This window comes from Vibrio sp. HA2012 (assembly GCF_002812955.1).
In the GTDB taxonomy this organism is placed as follows: Bacteria; Pseudomonadota; Gammaproteobacteria; order Enterobacterales; family Vibrionaceae; genus Vibrio.
The window spans coordinates 284,507-301,012 of the sequence record NZ_PFXK01000005.1; the positions used below are offsets into that span (position 1 = coordinate 284,507).

General features: G+C 45.4%; 16 protein-coding genes. 2 read left to right on the forward strand and 14 right to left on the reverse strand.

Annotation, left to right across the window (positions count from 1 at the left end; all coding sequences use genetic code 11):
• Nucleotide 1: 1 nt before the first annotated feature.
• The 12 genes from CSW98_RS11665 to phoB all read right to left on the reverse strand — a co-directional run bounded on the left by CSW98_RS11665 (nt 2) and on the right by phoB (nt 12,567).
• Entirely contained in the window at nt 2-229 is a 228-nt protein-coding gene (locus CSW98_RS11665) for a zinc ribbon domain-containing protein (protein WP_100800648.1), read from the reverse strand.
• A gap of 447 nt (nt 230-676) precedes the next feature.
• Nucleotides 677-2,164 carry a ribosome biogenesis GTPase Der gene (der, locus tag CSW98_RS11670; RefSeq protein WP_100800649.1) on the reverse strand — a complete coding sequence of 496 codons (1,488 nt, stop codon included), beginning with the start codon at nt 2,162-2,164 and terminating at the stop codon, nt 677-679.
• A gap of 185 nt (nt 2,165-2,349) precedes the next feature.
• Nucleotides 2,350-3,507, reverse strand: a complete 1,158-nt coding sequence (gene bamB, locus CSW98_RS11675) for an outer membrane protein assembly factor BamB (protein WP_100800650.1) — start codon at nt 3,505-3,507, stop codon at nt 2,350-2,352.
• Nucleotides 3,508-3,516: 9 nt separating this feature from the next.
• Entirely contained in the window at nt 3,517-4,131 is a 615-nt protein-coding gene (locus CSW98_RS11680; RefSeq protein WP_100800651.1) for a YfgM family protein, read from the reverse strand.
• Nucleotides 4,132-4,142: 11 nt separating this feature from the next.
• Nucleotides 4,143-5,411: a histidine--tRNA ligase gene (gene hisS / locus CSW98_RS11685; RefSeq protein ID WP_100800652.1), complete on the reverse strand. Its 1,269-nt coding sequence runs from the start codon at nt 5,409-5,411 to the stop codon at nt 4,143-4,145.
• Nucleotides 5,412-5,457: 46 nt separating this feature from the next.
• On the reverse strand, nt 5,458-6,579 hold the full coding sequence (gene ispG / locus CSW98_RS11690) for a flavodoxin-dependent (E)-4-hydroxy-3-methylbut-2-enyl-diphosphate synthase (protein ID WP_100800653.1): 1,122 nt from the start codon (nt 6,577-6,579) through the stop codon (nt 5,458-5,460).
• Nucleotides 6,580-6,588: 9 nt separating this feature from the next.
• Nucleotides 6,589-7,551, reverse strand: a complete 963-nt coding sequence (gene rodZ, locus CSW98_RS11695) for a cytoskeleton protein RodZ (RefSeq protein WP_100800654.1) — start codon at nt 7,549-7,551, stop codon at nt 6,589-6,591.
• Nucleotides 7,541-8,296 (reverse strand): type IV pilus biogenesis/stability protein PilW, encoded by a 756-nt coding sequence (pilW, locus tag CSW98_RS11700; RefSeq protein WP_100800655.1) that lies wholly within the window; start codon nt 8,294-8,296, stop codon nt 7,541-7,543. The genes rodZ and pilW overlap by 11 nt, the downstream gene beginning before the upstream one ends.
• A gap of 64 nt (nt 8,297-8,360) precedes the next feature.
• Nucleotides 8,361-9,479 carry a dual-specificity RNA methyltransferase RlmN gene (gene rlmN / locus CSW98_RS11705; RefSeq protein WP_100800656.1) on the reverse strand — a complete coding sequence of 373 codons (1,119 nt, stop codon included), beginning with the start codon at nt 9,477-9,479 and terminating at the stop codon, nt 8,361-8,363.
• A gap of 93 nt (nt 9,480-9,572) precedes the next feature.
• On the reverse strand, nt 9,573-10,514 hold the full coding sequence (locus CSW98_RS11710) for a PstS family phosphate ABC transporter substrate-binding protein (protein WP_232733522.1): 942 nt from the start codon (nt 10,512-10,514) through the stop codon (nt 9,573-9,575).
• Nucleotides 10,515-10,556: 42 nt separating this feature from the next.
• Nucleotides 10,557-11,855 carry a phosphate regulon sensor histidine kinase PhoR gene (gene phoR, locus CSW98_RS11715; protein ID WP_100800658.1) on the reverse strand — a complete coding sequence of 433 codons (1,299 nt, stop codon included), beginning with the start codon at nt 11,853-11,855 and terminating at the stop codon, nt 10,557-10,559.
• A 22-nt stretch (nt 11,856-11,877) separates the two neighbouring features.
• The gene (gene phoB, locus CSW98_RS11720; RefSeq protein WP_100800659.1) at nt 11,878-12,567 is read right to left on the reverse strand and encodes a phosphate regulon transcriptional regulator PhoB; all 690 of its coding nucleotides are present in this window, start codon (nt 12,565-12,567) and stop codon (nt 11,878-11,880) included.
• A 237-nt stretch (nt 12,568-12,804) separates the two neighbouring features.
• Between phoB and rdgC the strand changes: the two genes are divergently transcribed.
• On the forward strand, nt 12,805-13,713 hold the full coding sequence (gene rdgC / locus CSW98_RS11725) for a recombination-associated protein RdgC (protein WP_100800660.1): 909 nt from the start codon (nt 12,805-12,807) through the stop codon (nt 13,711-13,713).
• Between the two features lie 59 nt (nt 13,714-13,772).
• Here the strand turns inward: rdgC and CSW98_RS11730 are convergent, their stop codons facing one another.
• Both CSW98_RS11730 and trhP read right to left on the reverse strand, forming a co-directional pair.
• Nucleotides 13,773-14,027: a YfhL family 4Fe-4S dicluster ferredoxin gene (locus tag CSW98_RS11730; RefSeq protein ID WP_100800661.1), complete on the reverse strand. Its 255-nt coding sequence runs from the start codon at nt 14,025-14,027 to the stop codon at nt 13,773-13,775.
• A gap of 2 nt (nt 14,028-14,029) precedes the next feature.
• The gene (trhP, locus tag CSW98_RS11735; RefSeq protein ID WP_100800662.1) at nt 14,030-15,412 is read right to left on the reverse strand and encodes a prephenate-dependent tRNA uridine(34) hydroxylase TrhP; all 1,383 of its coding nucleotides are present in this window, start codon (nt 15,410-15,412) and stop codon (nt 14,030-14,032) included.
• Between the two features lie 319 nt (nt 15,413-15,731).
• Between trhP and CSW98_RS11740 the strand changes: the two genes are divergently transcribed.
• The gene (locus tag CSW98_RS11740; protein ID WP_100800663.1) at nt 15,732-15,965 is read left to right on the forward strand and encodes a hypothetical protein; all 234 of its coding nucleotides are present in this window, start codon (nt 15,732-15,734) and stop codon (nt 15,963-15,965) included.
• The last annotated feature ends 541 nt before the right edge of the window (nt 15,966-16,506 follow it).

Sequence of the window (16,506 nt, forward strand, 5' to 3'; positions counted from 1 at the left end):
TTTACTGACGCTGAAACTCAATTGTAGCCTGACTTCTGGACACCAGCTCATTACAGGTATTACAAAAATAGTTAGCCGCCCCGCAGGCAACCAGCTTTTCTAATTCAGCATTACATTTAGGGCAGAACATGACTTTTTTATAGTGAAGCTGGCATGCATCACAATGATACTCTCCTTGTTCCCACGCCATCTCTGCGCCACATTCCGGACATGCGTTCTGTGTTGTCATTATGTTTACCTGTCTCTGTTTTTCTCTGTCAGTATGGCATAATTGTTACCTTCTGCCGCAATTCAGACTTTGATCTTTATCATACCGTCGACAAACCAGATCCTCTTCACCTAAAATCCCAGCCAAGATCCTTATCGGATCATCTGCTTTATCAATTTTGATCAGCGATCAGCCTCAATAAGAATATTTATATCACCACAACCCGAAAGCATAAGTTACATATTCTGTATTTCAATTTTAAACGATACAAAAAACTAAATAATCATAAATATAAACCTTTCAACAGAATTATCAGCATAAGAAAAGATCATGATCTAGTTCGCTCTGTCTCCATTCATCCGAACGAAGAAAGAGCATTACGCACAAAAAGAAAGAGGCCGGTATATATCATTCCGACCTCTGTTATTTACAAGCACACTAAAGTCTAGCATACAGGAAAAAGCATCATTACTTCTTCCGCCCTTTCATCATTCCCATCAAACGCTTACGCTTGCGATCCTGAGAAAGCGTCAGCTTAGTCGCTTTATTTTCATATGGATTTTCACTGTTCTGGAACTGGATACGAATTGGGGTTCCCATAATCTCCAGAGAACGTCTGTAGTAATTCATCAGATAACGCTTGTAGGAATCCGGCAGTTCATTGACCTGATTGCCGTGGATAACAATAATCGGCGGATTATAGCCACCAGCGTGCGCATATTTAAGTTTGACCCTGCGACCACGTACCAGTGGGGGCTGGTGGTCATCTGTCGCCATTTTCATTATCCGGGTCAGTACAGAGGTTCCTACGCGGGTAGTTGCCGATTTATACGCTTCCTGTACTGATTCAAATAGATGACCAACCCCAGTTCCATGCAGTGCTGAAATAAAGTGGATACGAGCAAAATCAACAAAACCAAGACGACGATCCAGCTCTTTCTTCACTCGTTCTTTGACATCCGTATCCAGACCATCCCACTTATTTACAGCAATAACGATAGAGCGTCCTGCATTCAATGCAAAACCAAGCAGGCTCAGATCCTGATCAGAAATATTCTCGCGGGCATCAACAACTAACAGGATAACATTAGCATCTTCAATTGCTTTCAGGGTCTTCACCACAGAAAACTTCTCTACGGTTTCATTAATGCGTTTACGACGACGTACGCCAGCCGTATCAATCAGCACATATTCTCTTCCGTCGCGCTCCATTGGGATGTAAATAGAATCTCGGGTTGTACCTGGCATATCATACACAACAACCCTTTCTTCACCCAGAATACGGTTGGTCAGAGTTGATTTACCCACATTAGGCCGGCCAATAATGGCCAACTTAATCGGCTGATCCTGCAGGCGTTTGAATTCTTCTTCCGCTTCTTCCTCGGTATAATCGAGCTTTTCTTCTTCTGAATCTTCATATTCAGTCAAATCGACAAGCTCGCCTTTTTCCTGCTCCAGCAATTCATCCATAAACGGATTCAGAGCCCATTCAAGAAGTGCGGTTACACCACGCCCGTGAGCGGCAGCAATCTGGTACATGTTTTCCATACCCAATTGCCAGAATTCCGCACTCGCGGCATCAGCATCAATGCCATCTACTTTGTTGACCACCAGCATAGCTGGTTTTTCAATTTTTCTCAGATGTTGGGCAATAGCTTCATCCGCCACTGTCAATCCGGCTCGGCCATCCACCATAAACAGAACGACGTCAGATTCATCAATAGCAGCCAGCGATTGTGCCGCCATTTTAGTTTCCACACCTTCTTCAGAACCGTCAATACCACCGGTGTCAATGACGATAAACTCACGTTCACCGACTTTGGCCTGTCCATATTTACGATCCCGGGTCAGACCCGGAAAATCCGCAACCAGTGCGTCCCGGGTACGTGTCAGGCGGTTAAACAAGGTTGATTTACCAACATTTGGACGCCCGACCAGAGCAACAACAGGAACCATAATAACCTCTATAATCTCTACAATAGTTATTTGTTACATTATGTAGTTATAGGTAAATTTTCCGTATTTACCTATAACTACGCAGATACTGCCGCAACTTTGCAGCTGTAATAAAACGGCTCCTGACCGCTAAGTCAGGAGCCGACCGTGAATTCTATCACAATTTCTAACTGGCTATACAAGGATTATTCGATGTGCAGCTTTATGACCTGACCATTACGGGTCGTAATCATATACCCATCATCCAGTTTCAACGGACCAACAGCAAAACCACTGTCATTCACAAATTGCTGTGCAACAAATGCACCCGTATCACGATCCAGCCAGTGTAGATAACCAAGACTGTCTCCGACAACCAGATAATCATCAACAATCACCGGAGAAGTCAGTAAACGATGTTCCAGTTGCTTATTTGTCCATAGCTCAGTACCGGAACGGGCATCAACTGCGGCCAGATGATCTTTATCTGTCAGCACAAATAAACGACTTCCATCCGTTGCCATATCAGAAGCCGACGAATAACTGCGTTTCCAGGATGGAGAACCGGATCGCAGATCAATAGCGACCAGTTGCCCATTGATACCTACCGTGTAGAGCGTTCTACCAATCACTATCGGTGAGGCATCAGAATCCACCAGACGATCAATCTCTGTCGCCCCTTTAGGACTTCCGACCACCTGCTGCCAGATCAGTTGTCCGTGCTCAACTACAGCCGCTGCGAGACGCCCGTTCGCCGTCCCCCAGAAGATTCCACCAGAAACTGCCAGCGGTGTGCTGTCTCCACGCAAAGTCAGATTAGGCACTTCGGTACTAATAGTCCAGACCTGTTCGCCGGTATCGGCATTCAGAGCAACAAGCATTCCCCGAGCCGTGTGAACTATAGCAAAGTTATTATCAGCAACCGGACGAGCCAGTACCTCACCGTCAAGTTTAGAACGCCACAAAACGGCTCCAGTTTCAATGTCCAGAGCTATTACTTCACCATTTTCCGAACCGATAAACAACTTTTTATACGCTGCAGTCATACCACCAGATAAGCGGACAGGCTCATCCTGTTCCAAATCAGCCAACCAAATCGTCTTACCACTATCAGGTTCCAGAGCCTTGATATTGCCATCTCTGCTGGCAACAAATATCTTCCCATAAGCCGCTACAGGAGCCAGTCTGGAAAAATAATGTCCGACACCGTCACCCACAGAAGCAGACCAGTCTCTATCAACAGAAAACTGGCTTTTTACCTCAGGTAACGAAGCCATAACAATGGTGTCTTCTTCGCTGGAACAACCCAACAAACCGGTAATCAGCATAGAGCCCAGCAGTGTCCGGCTTAGTAACTTCTTCATACCACGCCCTTATCTGGCAAGATCATCCAATTTCATCTGTAATGCCTGACTGGCATCATTCGCCTGCTGTGCTTGTGTATAAGCGGAATAAGCCCCATCTTTATCCCCCTGACGCAACAGCAGGTCTCCTTTAAGTTCAGCAACACGACCAGCCCAGCTTGCTGATTTAACAGCAGCCAGTTCGGAGAGAGCCTCCTCTGGCTCGCCTTTCTCTGCCAGTAAGCGTGCGATACGTAATGAAATAAGAGGGCTCAGTGTATCGTCACCACTATTTTCTTTTGCCCACTGCAGTTGAGATAAAGCGGCATCCGGATCACCAGCATCGACTTGAGCCTTAGCCAACTGCAACGCAGCCAGTACAGAGTACTGTGTATCTTTATGACCACTAATAAAGCTCTCCACATCAGCAAAAGCATCCGCGCCGTCTTTAGCCAGAGCTTCTACTGCCACAGAATAACTTTGGGAGGCTTCATCCTGAGCGGCAATAACAGAATCCTGATAATACTGCCAGCCAAACAAACCACTCAGGCCGATTACACTCCCCAGAATGACTGCCTTACCGTTTTCTTTCCACCAGTCTTTGATGGCTTCAACCTGTTGTTCTTCAGTATCGTAGAGTTCCACGTCCTGTCCTCTTAAATCAATTTCATCAGCTGAGCTGCAACGTCTGACTGAGCAAAGATCATCTGCTCTCCGCCAGTCAGGTCTTTAAATACGACCGTATTATCTGCGACTTCATTCTCACCCAGCACTAATGCTACCGCGGCACCGACTTTATCAGCGCGTTTAAATTGTTTCTTGAAGTTACCACCGCCAAAGTGACTCATCACTCTCAGACCGGGAACCTCTTCACGCAACTTTTCGGCTAGCTTCATACCAGCCATCATGGTTCCTTCACCGGCAGTCACGATATAGACATCCACAGCACGGCGGACATTATTCAGTTTCAGGGTTTCCAGCAACAGAACCAGACGCTCCAGCCCCATAGCAAACCCGACAGCCGGTGTGGTCTTCCCGCCCAGTTGCTCAACAAGACCATCGTAGCGACCACCACCACAAACTGTTCCCTGAGCCCCAAGACTTTCTGTTATCCACTCAAATACCGTACGGTTATAGTAATCCAGACCACGAACCAAACGGTCATTAATTTGATATTCGATACCTGCCGCGCCAAGAAGTTCACACAGACCTGTAAAATGTTGTTTTGATTCTTCGTCCAGGTACTCGGATAGCTTAGGTGCGTCCAGCAGGATCTTCTGTATATCAGGATTTTTAGTATCCAGAACCCGTAACGGATTCGTGTACATGCGACGTTTACAATCCTCATCCAGCACATCCAAATGCTGTTCCAGATAAGCAACCAGCGCATCACGATAGCTGGCCCGAGCCTCCAGAGAACCAATAGAATTCAGCTCCAGACGTACATGCTCGCTGATCCCCAGTTCCCGCCACAAACGGGCTGTCATCATGATCATCTCGGCATCAATGTCCGGCCCTTCCAGGCCAAATACTTCCACACCAACCTGATGGAACTGACGGTAACGTCCTTTCTGTGGACGCTCATGACGGAACATCGGTCCCATATACCACAGACGTTGTTCCTGATTGTATAACAACCCATTTTCAATACCGGCACGCACACAACCAGCCGTACCTTCCGGACGAAGAGTCAGACTGTCGCCGTTCCGATCGTCGAAGGTGTACATTTCTTTCTCTACTACATCCGTAACTTCACCGATAGCACGACTGAACAGGTGAGTCATCTCAACAATCGGCATGCGAATTTCACTGTAACCGTATGCGCTCAGTACCTGTTTTACTGTGCCTTCAACTTTCTGCCACAGTGGAGAGTTTGTCGGGAGGCAGTCGTTCATGCCCCGGATTGCCTGAATAGTTTTTGCCACTTTCTTTTACCGTTTTTAAATACAATATCTTACTGATATTGCTGTATTAGTCTTCAATCTGATTAATTTCAATGCGCTTAGCCTGATCCAGCATGGATGCTTTAGCCCGAATTCTAGCCTCAAGCTGATCAACCAAATCATTATTGTCCAGACGCTCTTTCAGCCGCTTTCCATCTTCATACAAAGCACTTTTATTGTTACTGCCAGCCAGTCCAAGATGAGCCGATTCTGCTTCACCAGGACCGTTTACGACACAACCAATCAGAGATACATCCATCGGTGTCAGTACATCTTCCAGCCGTTCTTCCAGTGCGTTGACAGTTGCTATCACATCAAACTCCTGACGTGAGCAGGTCGGACAGGCAATAAAATTGATGCCACGAGAACGGATTCGCAGAGATTTCAAAATATCAAATCCAACTTTAATCTCTTCAACCGGATTCGCTGCCAGTGAAATACGCAGCGTGTCACCGATACCTTCAGAAAGCAGCAGCCCCAGACCGACTGCAGATTTAATAGAACCGGCACGGGCACCTCCAGCTTCAGTAATACCAAGATGCAGAGGCTGATCAATTTTCTGTGCCAGCAGACGGTATGAGTCTACAGCCAGAAAGACATCCGATGCTTTCACACTGACCTTAAACTGATCAAAATTCAGCTTATCCAGAATATCCACATGTCGCATGGCTGATTCCACTAACGCCTCAGGCGTTGGCTCACCATATTTCAGTTGGATATCTTTCTCCAGAGAGCCTCCATTAACCCCTATTCGAATAGGGATATTTTTATCTCTGGCACAATCCACTACCGCACGGATACGATCTTCTTTACCGATGTTTCCCGGGTTAATTCGCAGACAGTCAACACCATATTCGGCCACTTTTAGTGCGATGCGGTAATCGAAGTGAATATCGGCCACCAGAGGAACAGAGACCTGTTGTTTGATCAGCCTGAAGGCTTCTGCCGCATCCATCGTTGGTACCGATACACGCACAATATCAGCACCGACTTTTTCCAGTGATCTGATTTGTGCAACGGTTGCTTCAACATCAGTTGTTCGGGTGTTGGTCATAGACTGCACACTCACAGGTGCGCCGTCACCAATAGGTACATCGCCCACGTAAATTCTGCTTGAGGGGCGACGTTTAATAGGAGATTCGTGTTGCATAGTCCGCTTCTAGGGTAGAGTCAATCTTGCTACTTTGCCTGAAGTATACCCAGAAAGGTCAACAGATTCACTTGCAAATGTAATGCTCACACCTTCTGGTGCCCCTAAAATAACCTTGTAGGGTGTTTCTCCGCTGAGTGTCAGCGTCGTATTCGGTTTTTTCACACCGGTAGCTAGAGTTTTACCGCTGGCATCGGTCACCTGAATCCAGCAATCGGAGGAAAAATTCAACACCAGAGTTGTATCCAACTGAGTAACAGACGCTAGAGACGGTTCTGCTTCACCAGCAGCAGATACTTCCGCATCAGCGGATCCGACAGTCGTACTATTAATCACAGTAACCGCATTATTACTGCTGTCAGCCTGAACCTCTGAAAGAGTAGCGTCCGCTTCCGGCTGTTCAGTAACGGTGACAGATGCATCAATACGTGCCGGCTCCGGTTCATCTATCGTTTCAAATTCAATAACAGCACTGGCTTTTTCTGATATGACCTCATCGACCAGCAAAGGCTGCACAGCATCCTGTTCAGACACTTCCGTAATCGTATCCTGCTGATTCTGATACCACCATACGGATGAAATACCGATGATGACAATAAAAATCCCCCAGGTCAGCTTCATGATCCTGCGATCATGCATCTCTCGTTTCGTTTTACGGGAAAAGCTCTGCATTGTATGTTCTTTATGTTGAACTTCATCTGCACCATCCAGAGCCTTCAGTACCACATTTTCATCAACAGCTACCAATTTAGCATATGAACGCAAATATCCACGCGTAAACGTAGCAACATGATCAAATTCAAAATCGTTCTTATCGATACTTTCAATAACAGCAAGCTTAAGCCGAAGCCTGTCAGCAACTTCCCGCTGTGACAACCCTGCTTTTGTCCGGGCTTCACGCAATAAATCTCCGGCCTGAATCTGTGGCTCTGATATCTCTTCTGGTTCTTTATTTACTGTTTCAGTACTCATCCGCTATGTACTTCTGATATTGTTCCGAGTCCGGGTATTCATCTTTCAGTTTACGGACATAGACTTCTGCCAGTCCGGCGTTACCCGCCTTTCTTTCCAGCTGTACAGCCAAGTCCAGACTGTTCGCTCCGTACCCGTACTTTCTGTGAATATTAAGGAGCCTGGATCTTGCTGCATGATATTCTCCTCTTTCAATATCCAGCAAGGATAATTGCAAAGAAGAGAGATAACGATCTGGCTCATGATCCAAAGAACGCTGAAAATAGAATGCAGCTTTTTTCTTGTCTCCGCTTTTCAGCGAACACATACCTGCATTTTCATAACTACCGGCTGTCTGGTAGTAATATGGTTGCTCAATAGCTCGGTTAAAATACTGCTCGGCCTTCTTATACCGACCGTGTTTACATAAAAAAACACCGAAATTATTAAGCACATCACCGTTCTGAGGAGACTCCCGTAACGCTTTTTTGTATGCCTGCTCTGCCAACAGGCTTTCTTCAACCTGTTGATAATAGTAAGCGATTGAATTTAGTGCCCGATAGTAGTTGGGTGCATAAGTAACTGCAAGCTCAAGGTTTTCTCTTGCTCTTAGCATATCGCCAGCATCAAGATACCCTAATCCGAGGCGAACACGTGCCTCTGCAGCCTTTATGTTATCAAAACGACTGTCTGCACTATTTTCCGTCACTGTAACACAAGCTGTGACTAAACTAACAAGAAAAGCGGTGGTTATCCATTGATACATTGAGAAAATCCTCTGTAGAGCACAGGTTTTCCCAATATATTCAGAAATTATCTACCTTTGGTTATCAGATAGATACTACCGGGATTGGTTCCCCTTGCTGGTTCTGTTTTGTACGTTTAGTCCGGTCGATCACGTCACCGACCAGCTGTCCACAGGCTGCATCGATGTCATCTCCACGGGTTTTACGTACCGTTACCGTATTTTCATACTGCATCAGTGTTTTCATAAAACGATCGATGCGAGAATTACTTGGCTTCTTATATGGTGAACCAGGATAAGGGTTGAATGGAATCAAATTGATTTTTGCCGGGGTATCTTTAAGTAACTCTGCGAGCTGTCTTGCATGTTCCATATCATCATTCACATGATCCAACAAAACATACTCAATAGTTACTTTGCCACGGTTAGCATTAGAACTGGCAATATAGCGGTGAATGGATTCCAGTAGCGTTTCAATATTCCAGCGATCATTGATCGGCATGATCTGACTGCGTAACTCATCAGTGGGAGCATGCAGAGACACGGCCAGAGCGACATCAATCGCACCAGTCATCTGATCCAGTCCGGAAACAACACCAGATGTAGATACTGTTACCCGGCGCTTTGACAGCCCAAAGCCAAGATCATCCATCATCAGCTCCAGTGCCGGGATCAGATTTTTCATATTCAATAAAGGTTCACCCATCCCCATCATCACTACGTTGGTAATAGGACGGCGACCGGTCTCTTTTTCCAGCCCAATTTCACGTGCAGCACGCCAAACCTGCCCGATAATTTCAGAAACTCTGAGGTTGCGGTTAAAACCTTGCTGAGCAGTTGAACAGAACTTACATTCCAAAGCGCAACCTACCTGCGACGAAACACATAAGGTAGCACGGTCATCATCCGGGATATAAACTGTTTCAACATCCTGATCACCCACACGCATAGCCCATTTAATCACACCATCAGAGGAATACTGAGCTTCCGAAACTTCAGGTGCGCGAATTTCAGCCACACGGATCAGCTTCTCACGCAGTTTTTTATTCAGATTGGTCATCTGTTCGAAGTCATCACAACCAAAATGGTAAATCCACTTCATTAACTGATCAGCTCGGAATGCTTTTTCACCTAGTTCTTCGGCAAAATACTGACGCAGTCCTTTCCGATCAAAATCAAGCAGATTAATTTTTTTAGTGGTCATAATGCCCCCACAATGACGAAACAATAATTAAGGGCGCGAATTGTACAGCCTTTAGACAATATCAACAAGGGGGGAAATAATCACTCGGTCGTACTAAAGCATCACTTTATTCAGTTCATATTTAGCAACGTCTGGCGATACGCCAATATAACCATCTTTTTCAACAATTTCCTGCCCCTGCCGGGAATAAATAAAGCGGATAAATTCGGATTCTATCGGAGAAAGTAATCTTGCCGGATGTTTATTAATATAAATATACAGGTAGCGGGACAACGGATAGCGCCCACTGGCAATATTCTGTTTGCTCGGAAAGACATACTCATCCCCCTGTTCAGTAACAGCTAACAGCTTGACCCCAGCTACCCGATAGCCAATACCGGAATAACCGATAGAGTTAATGGATGATGCAACAGACTGAACGACAGAAGCCGACCCCGGTTGCTCATTAACATATTTCTGAAAATCCCCGCCGCATAAAGCCTGTTGTTTAAAAAAGCCATATGTCCCGGAAACCGAGTTCCGTCCAAACAACTGAATCCGTCGCTTTGCCCATTTTTGCTGAACACCAAGCTCGCTCCAGGAATAAACCGGATACGCAGCACCACAACGCATTGTGGCAGAGAAAACACTGTCGATCTGCTTGAAATTCAATCCTTTTACCGGATTATCTTCATGAACAAAAATACCGATGGCATCAATAGCAACTTTCAGCACCGTTGGCTGATATCCGTGTTCTCGCTCAAATGCTTCTATTTCCTTAAGGCGCATTTCCCGGCTCATTGGACCAAATTGAGCTGTTCCTTCAATTAATGCAGGAGCCGCCGTCGATGAACCGGAAGCATGCACTTGAACATTCACATTAGGATAGTAAGACTTAAAAGCTTCCCCCCACAAAGAAACCATACTGGAAAAAGTATCCGACCCAACAGAAGTCAGATTACCCGATAGGCCAGGAATTTTATTATAATCGGGCAGTTCCTCCCCCGCTGAGCTGAAACTGATCAGTACAGCAACGATGACAGAAAACTGTTTCAGGAAATACTTCACATCATAACCTTGAATACAATTTAAGATGGTTTATCTTACAACCAGTCTTTTAGGTAAAACGAAAGAGAACTGACTACCGACACCAACCTCACTGCTAATTTCCAGCATTGAATCGTGGTGAGTTAATGCATGTTTTACAATTGCCAGCCCCAGCCCACTTCCGCCAGTTTCCCTTGAACGAGCCTTATCAACCCGATAAAAGCGCTCTGTCAGCCGGTGGATGTGCTGAGGTTCAATCCCCTCACCGCTGTCTTCCACATCCAAATGGGCGCCTTTTTTGGTTTCATACCAGCGTACATGTACATCCGCACCCGGAGGGGTATACTTTACTGCGTTATAAACCAAGTTAGAGATGGCACTACGCAGTTGATCTTCATCACCAAGAACTCTTAAATTCTTATCAACATCAAAATATAACTGATGCTGTTTTTCCCCACTCAGAGTCACCGCTTCTTTTTCCAGAATTTCCAGCATAGCGGGCACATTCACAACCTCATGCGGATCCGCCATTGGTGCAGCTTCTATCTTAGACAAAGTGAGCAACTGATTTACAAGAGCATTCATACGGTTAAGCTGCTCTGTCATCACCCCATGAGCTTTTATCCACATCGGTCCGACTATCATATCCGGGTCTTCAGTCATCTCAAGATATCCCTGAAGTACAGTCATTGGAGTACGCAGTTCATGAGACACATTGGCGAAAAAGTTTCTCCGCATACCTTCCAGCTGTTTTAACTGCGTAACATCCCGCACCACCATCAAATGCTCACCTTCTGTATAAGGAACAATCCGCAGTTCCAGCGTCCGCTCAACATTCAGAGGAGAGCGCATCTCCAATGGATCAGTGAAGTTGTTTTTTTTCAGATATTTGATAAAACTGGGTGTACGGATAAGATTTGTTATCGGTTGCCCGGAATCATCCGGCCAGCGGAACCCCAGCAAGTGCTGAGCCAGCTTATTGCACCAGACAATATTACCTTCCCCCCGGAAGACAACAACAGCATCCGGTAGCGATTCTGCACCATTACGGAAGCGGCGGATTAAATTAGTCAGTTCCCTGCGCCGCTTTCTCTGCCTTTGCTGCAGGCGATAGATACCGTTAAACAACCCTTCCCAATGGCCGGTACCCATGGGTGGTGTTAAACGTTTTTCATCCCACAACCATGCAGAAAGACGGATCTGATTATGAAAATGCCAGCTCAATTGCAACACGGTAGCTCCCAGCAGTAACCAGGACATATAACCAAACAGCCAGCCAAGAATGATCCAGGGGGTGTAAAAAAAAGCCAGCGTCCAGGCCAGCTTTTTCCAGGTTAACCTTTCAACCATGAAATTCTCCGTGAGGTAACCGTTACGATTTAGTGGAAAAACGGTAACCGGCACCACGCACTGTCTGTATCAGCTTATCATGACCGGCATTTTCCAGCGCCTTACGTAAACGACGTATATGCACATCAACTGTCCGGTCTTCCACGTAAACATTCGTTCCCCAGACATTATTCAGCAACTGCTCTCTGCTGTAGACTCTTTCTTGGTGAGTCATAAAGAAATGCAACATCTTAAACTCTGTTGGCCCCATATCCAGAGGCTGTTCATCCGCAGTTACACGATGAGAAACAGGGTCAAGCTTCAATCCCTGTACATCAATAATATCTTCCAGAGCAGTAGGGGTTACCCGGCGAATAACCGCTTTCAGACGAGCAACCAGCTCCTTAGGAGAGAAAGGTTTGGTAATATAGTCATCCGCTCCCACTTCTAGTCCACGAACTTTATCTTCTTCTTCACCGCGGGCAGTCAGCATAACAACCGGAATATTACGAGTCAGTTCTTCTCGTTTCAGGAGCTTAATCAGATTAATACCTGAACCTCCCGGTAACATCCAATCCAACAAAATCAGATCCGGATAGGGCTCACACAGTTTATTTAGTGCAGCATCGTAATCCTCTGCCTCTACTGCCTGATAACCTTTCTGTTCAAGAACAAAGCACAACATTTCGCGAATTGGTGCTTCATCTTCAACAACCAGAATCTTTCTAGACATAAACAAGCAACCTTTCTACTTTTATCAACTACGTGCATTATCTTTACTAAGTATGACACTTTTGTGACCTTTGCAAACAATTTTTCATATAAGTTTCTCAGCTAATTCATTGCTCTTTTTCAACTTTAGTGTAAAGAAAGCGGCAATTCAGATACCATTCTAGGACAAAGAACTCTACAAACTTATGATGTTCCCCTATTATGGCTCCTTTCATTTTTCATAAACAAAGAGACGACTATGTGGTTTAAAAACTGTCTTGTTTATCGCTTTAACCGCGATATTGAATTCAATACCGATAAACTGGAACAACAGCTGGAAGAATTCCGCTTCTCCCCGTGCGGCAGTCAGGACAAAAGTAAATTCGGTTGGAGCAGTGTCATGGGCAAGCACAGCGATATGCTGACCCATGTGTCAGAAAACCGCATTCTTATCTGTGCAAAAAAGGAAGAAAAACTTCTTCCTGCAGCAGTCATCAAAGATTCTCTCAATGAAAAAGTAGAAATCATGGAGGCAGAAGAAGGCCGCCCACTGAAAAAAACAGAAAAAGAGACAATCAAAGACGATATCATCGTCGATTTACTCCCTCGAGCCTTTAGCCGCAGTCAATATACTTATGTTCTTATTCTTCCTGATACAGGACTAATTCTGGTAGATGCAGGTAGCTATAAAAAAGCAGAAGATGTGCTGGCTCTGCTACGCAAAACCATCGGTAGCCTTCCCGTCGTACCCGCCATCCCAGAACACCCCATCGAAATGACTCTGACAGAGTGGGTAAAAAGCTCACAAACACCACAAAGTTTCGAACTTCTGAATGAAGCGGAGTTGCAATCGTTGCAGGAAGATGGGGGGATTATTCGTTGTAAAAAGCAGGAATTAAGTGCAGAAGAGATCCTTAACCATATCAAAGCGGACAAGATCGTCACCAAGCTATTACTGAACTGGCAACAACGGCTAGACTTTATTCTCGCTGATGACGGCAGTATCAAGCGTCTGAAATTCAGCGATGAACTCAAAGACCAAAATGAAGACATTCCAAGAGAAGATCAGGCTGCGCGTTTTGATGCCGACTTTTCTCTTATGTCATCAGAACTTGAAGCTTTTCTTCCTGAATTATATAAGGCTCTGGGCGGATTACCAAGTAACTGAGAATAGCGTCAGCCGATTAAAGCGGAGCATGGTGCTCCGCTTTTACTTCTTAATGACTCTTATATCAGCCCCTGAATAACCACAAATTTTTCCAACAGCTCTTCCTCTGTCTCAACCCGTTGCGGATCCGTAATAATACAATTAGTAATCGGACAAACAGACTGACAGGTAGGAACATCATAGTGCCCTTTACACTCAGTGCAAAGATTGGGGTCTATCTCATAGATACTTTCTCCCATTGAAATTGCACTGTTAGGGCACTCCGGCTCACACATATCGCAGTTGATACATTTCTGTGTAATTAACAGAGCCATGATCAGAGACTACCCTGAGCTTCCGCTTTTACTCCCTGAGGGTTGCGGGTATTCTGTCCGCTTTGCAGATTACGCATCAATAAGGCATATCCCAGATCCAAATCTTCCGGCACAGGAATAAACACAAAATGACCGTTACCTTTAGCATCTTCCACTGATTCTGACTTGCGATTTTCCATCACTTCCAGAGTAAATATAATATTGCCTTTAGGGGTCATCAATTCCAGACTATCACCGACAACAAACTTATTCTTAACTTCAACTTCTGCCAGTACACCACGCCGCTTACCGGTGAACTCACCGACAAACTGCTGGGTATCAGAAATTGAATAACCGTAGTCATAGTTCTGATAAGTGTCATGGGTATGACGACGTAAAAAACCTTCGGTATAGCCTCGATGCGCTAAACTCTCCAGCGTATTCATCAGGCTAGGATCAAACTGTTTACCAGCAACAGCATCATCAATAGCCTTGCGATATACCTGTGCCGTACGGGCGCAATAATAGAAAGACTTAGTCCGACCTTCAATTTTAAGAGAATGCACGCCCATTTTTGTCAGACGCTCCACATGCTGAACGGCACGCAGATCTTTCGAGTTCATGATATAAGTACCATGTTCATCTTCGAATGCTGCCATTTTTTCGTCAGGACGATGACTTTCAGAAAGTAATACCAGCTCATCAGTCGGCTTACCCAGACCAATAGTATTGTCCGGACGCTCAACCGCCTCCTGAACCTCGACGACCTGGCCGGCATCATTTTCAGTCGCTTTTTCTACTTTGTATTCCCAACGACAGGCATTAGTACAAGTACCCTGATTAGGATCCCGCTTATTAATATAACCCGATAACAGACAACGGCCAGAGTATGCCATACACAGAGCTCCGTGAACAAAAATCTCCAGCTCAGTCTCCGGACATTTTTCTCTGATCTCTTCAATTTCTTCCAGTGATAGCTCACGCGAAAGGATAACCCTTTCTACACCCTGAGATGCCCAGAATTTTACTGTTGCCCAGTTCACCGCATTAGCCTGAACCGAAAGGTGAATAGACATATCCGGGAAGCTTTCACGCACCAGCATAATCAACCCAGGATCAGACATAATCAGTGCGTCCGGCCCCATATCAACCACAGGTTTTAGATCACGAATAAAAGTTTTTAGCTTGGAGTTATGCGGCTGAATATTGCATACCACATAAAGTTTTTTACCTTGGGCATGAGCTTCATCGATGCCGATTTTCAGATTTTCGTGGTTGAATTCATTGTTACGCACACGGAGGCTATAACGAGGCTGGCCAGCATATACAGCATCGGCACCATAGGCAAACGCATACCGCATATTCTTAAGACTGCCAGCAGGGGACAGTAATTCAGGTTTAAACATTGCTTATATCTCTGTAGTTCTGATTTCAAGTCAGGACGACACCACCATATGGTGTCGAAGGGGCGGGAATTTTACGCCAATTCAACAATGCTGTACAGGCTATCAACTCGTTATCAACTGTTTACGAATGCAAACCAAGATAAAATTTAACCAAAAAAACACAAATATGAAGTTTTTATGACAAGAAACCGGTTTCTCAGGCATAAGATATGCAGGACATAATTTAAATGATATATTTGTCGATAAATCGGCAAACTCACCCCCCACCTTTTCCTGTTCCGGGGGTTCAAGATATAGATGAGTATGCTGGGAGTGTATTATGAGTAATATCTATAAAATAGAAACATTCTGCGAATCTTATGTTTCTCGAATCGCTGATTGTATCACTAAAGCTGGTGGCCACTGCGTAATACGTGGCTGGGCTGTCTTAACTGACCATGTATTCGATGCTCAGCAAACACAAAAACTTTTCCCTATGGTATCCAGAACAACGGATGATCTTACTGACGATGACATGTACGTCTGGATGAATTCTGACAGAGCTGCCGCGTAAACTTTTCCAACAATTCACCATGCTGGTTCAGTTCCCATACGTTATCGAATGGGAATACATGTCTACGTCACAGGGACTTTCCCCCAAACGTAAAAAAGCCCCATCATTTCTGACGAGGCTTCACTATCTATTTTGAAGAACGGGTGGCGGAGCAGACGGGACTCCCTATCTACCTTGCTTTGGCGCGCCCCCCGGCGTGACAGGCAGGCTTTCTTTTAAACAAAGAGGAACCAACTGAACGACCGCTCTACATTCTTCACTTTGCTCCAAACGCAAAAAAGCCTCAGTTTTGCGACTGAGGCTTCCTTCTCTATAACAAAAAAGCGTGGCGGAGCGGACGGGACTCCCTATCTACCTTGCCTGGGCGCGCCCCCCGACGTGACAGGCCGCTTTTTTAAAACAAACAGCTAACCAACTGAACTACCGCTCCGCATTGGCCACTTTACTTCAAGCGTAAAAAAGCCCCAGTCTTTCGACTGAGGCTTCAAATAGTGGCGGAGCGGACGGGACTCGAACCCGCGACCCCCGGCGTGACAGGCCG

Bases quoted from the DNA above. Each gene is read 5' to 3' on its own strand.
- der (WP_100800649.1), bottom strand. From the start codon at position 2,164: ATGGTTCCTGTTGTTGCTCTGGTCGGGCGTCCAAATGTTGGTAAATCA.
- rlmN (WP_100800656.1), bottom strand. From the start codon at position 9,479: ATGACCACTAAAAAAATTAATCTGCTTGATTTTGATCGGAAAGGACTG.
- pilW (WP_100800655.1), bottom strand. From the start codon at position 8,296: ATGTATCAATGGATAACCACCGCTTTTCTTGTTAGTTTAGTCACAGCT.
- phoB (WP_100800659.1), bottom strand. From the start codon at position 12,567: ATGTCTAGAAAGATTCTGGTTGTTGAAGATGAAGCACCAATTCGCGAA.
- ispG (WP_100800653.1), bottom strand. From the start codon at position 6,579: ATGCAACACGAATCTCCTATTAAACGTCGCCCCTCAAGCAGAATTTAC.
- CSW98_RS11665 (WP_100800648.1), bottom strand. From the start codon at position 229: ATGACAACACAGAACGCATGTCCGGAATGTGGCGCAGAGATGGCGTGG.
- bamB (WP_100800650.1), bottom strand. From the start codon at position 3,507: ATGAAGAAGTTACTAAGCCGGACACTGCTGGGCTCTATGCTGATTACC.
- CSW98_RS11730 (WP_100800661.1), bottom strand. From the start codon at position 14,027: ATGGCTCTGTTAATTACACAGAAATGTATCAACTGCGATATGTGTGAG.
- rdgC (WP_100800660.1), top strand. From the start codon at position 12,805: ATGTGGTTTAAAAACTGTCTTGTTTATCGCTTTAACCGCGATATTGAA.
- phoR (WP_100800658.1), bottom strand. From the start codon at position 11,855: ATGGTTGAAAGGTTAACCTGGAAAAAGCTGGCCTGGACGCTGGCTTTT.
- rodZ (WP_100800654.1), bottom strand. From the start codon at position 7,551: ATGAGTACTGAAACAGTAAATAAAGAACCAGAAGAGATATCAGAGCCA.
- trhP (WP_100800662.1), bottom strand. From the start codon at position 15,412: ATGTTTAAACCTGAATTACTGTCCCCTGCTGGCAGTCTTAAGAATATG.
- CSW98_RS11740 (WP_100800663.1), top strand. From the start codon at position 15,732: ATGAGTAATATCTATAAAATAGAAACATTCTGCGAATCTTATGTTTCT.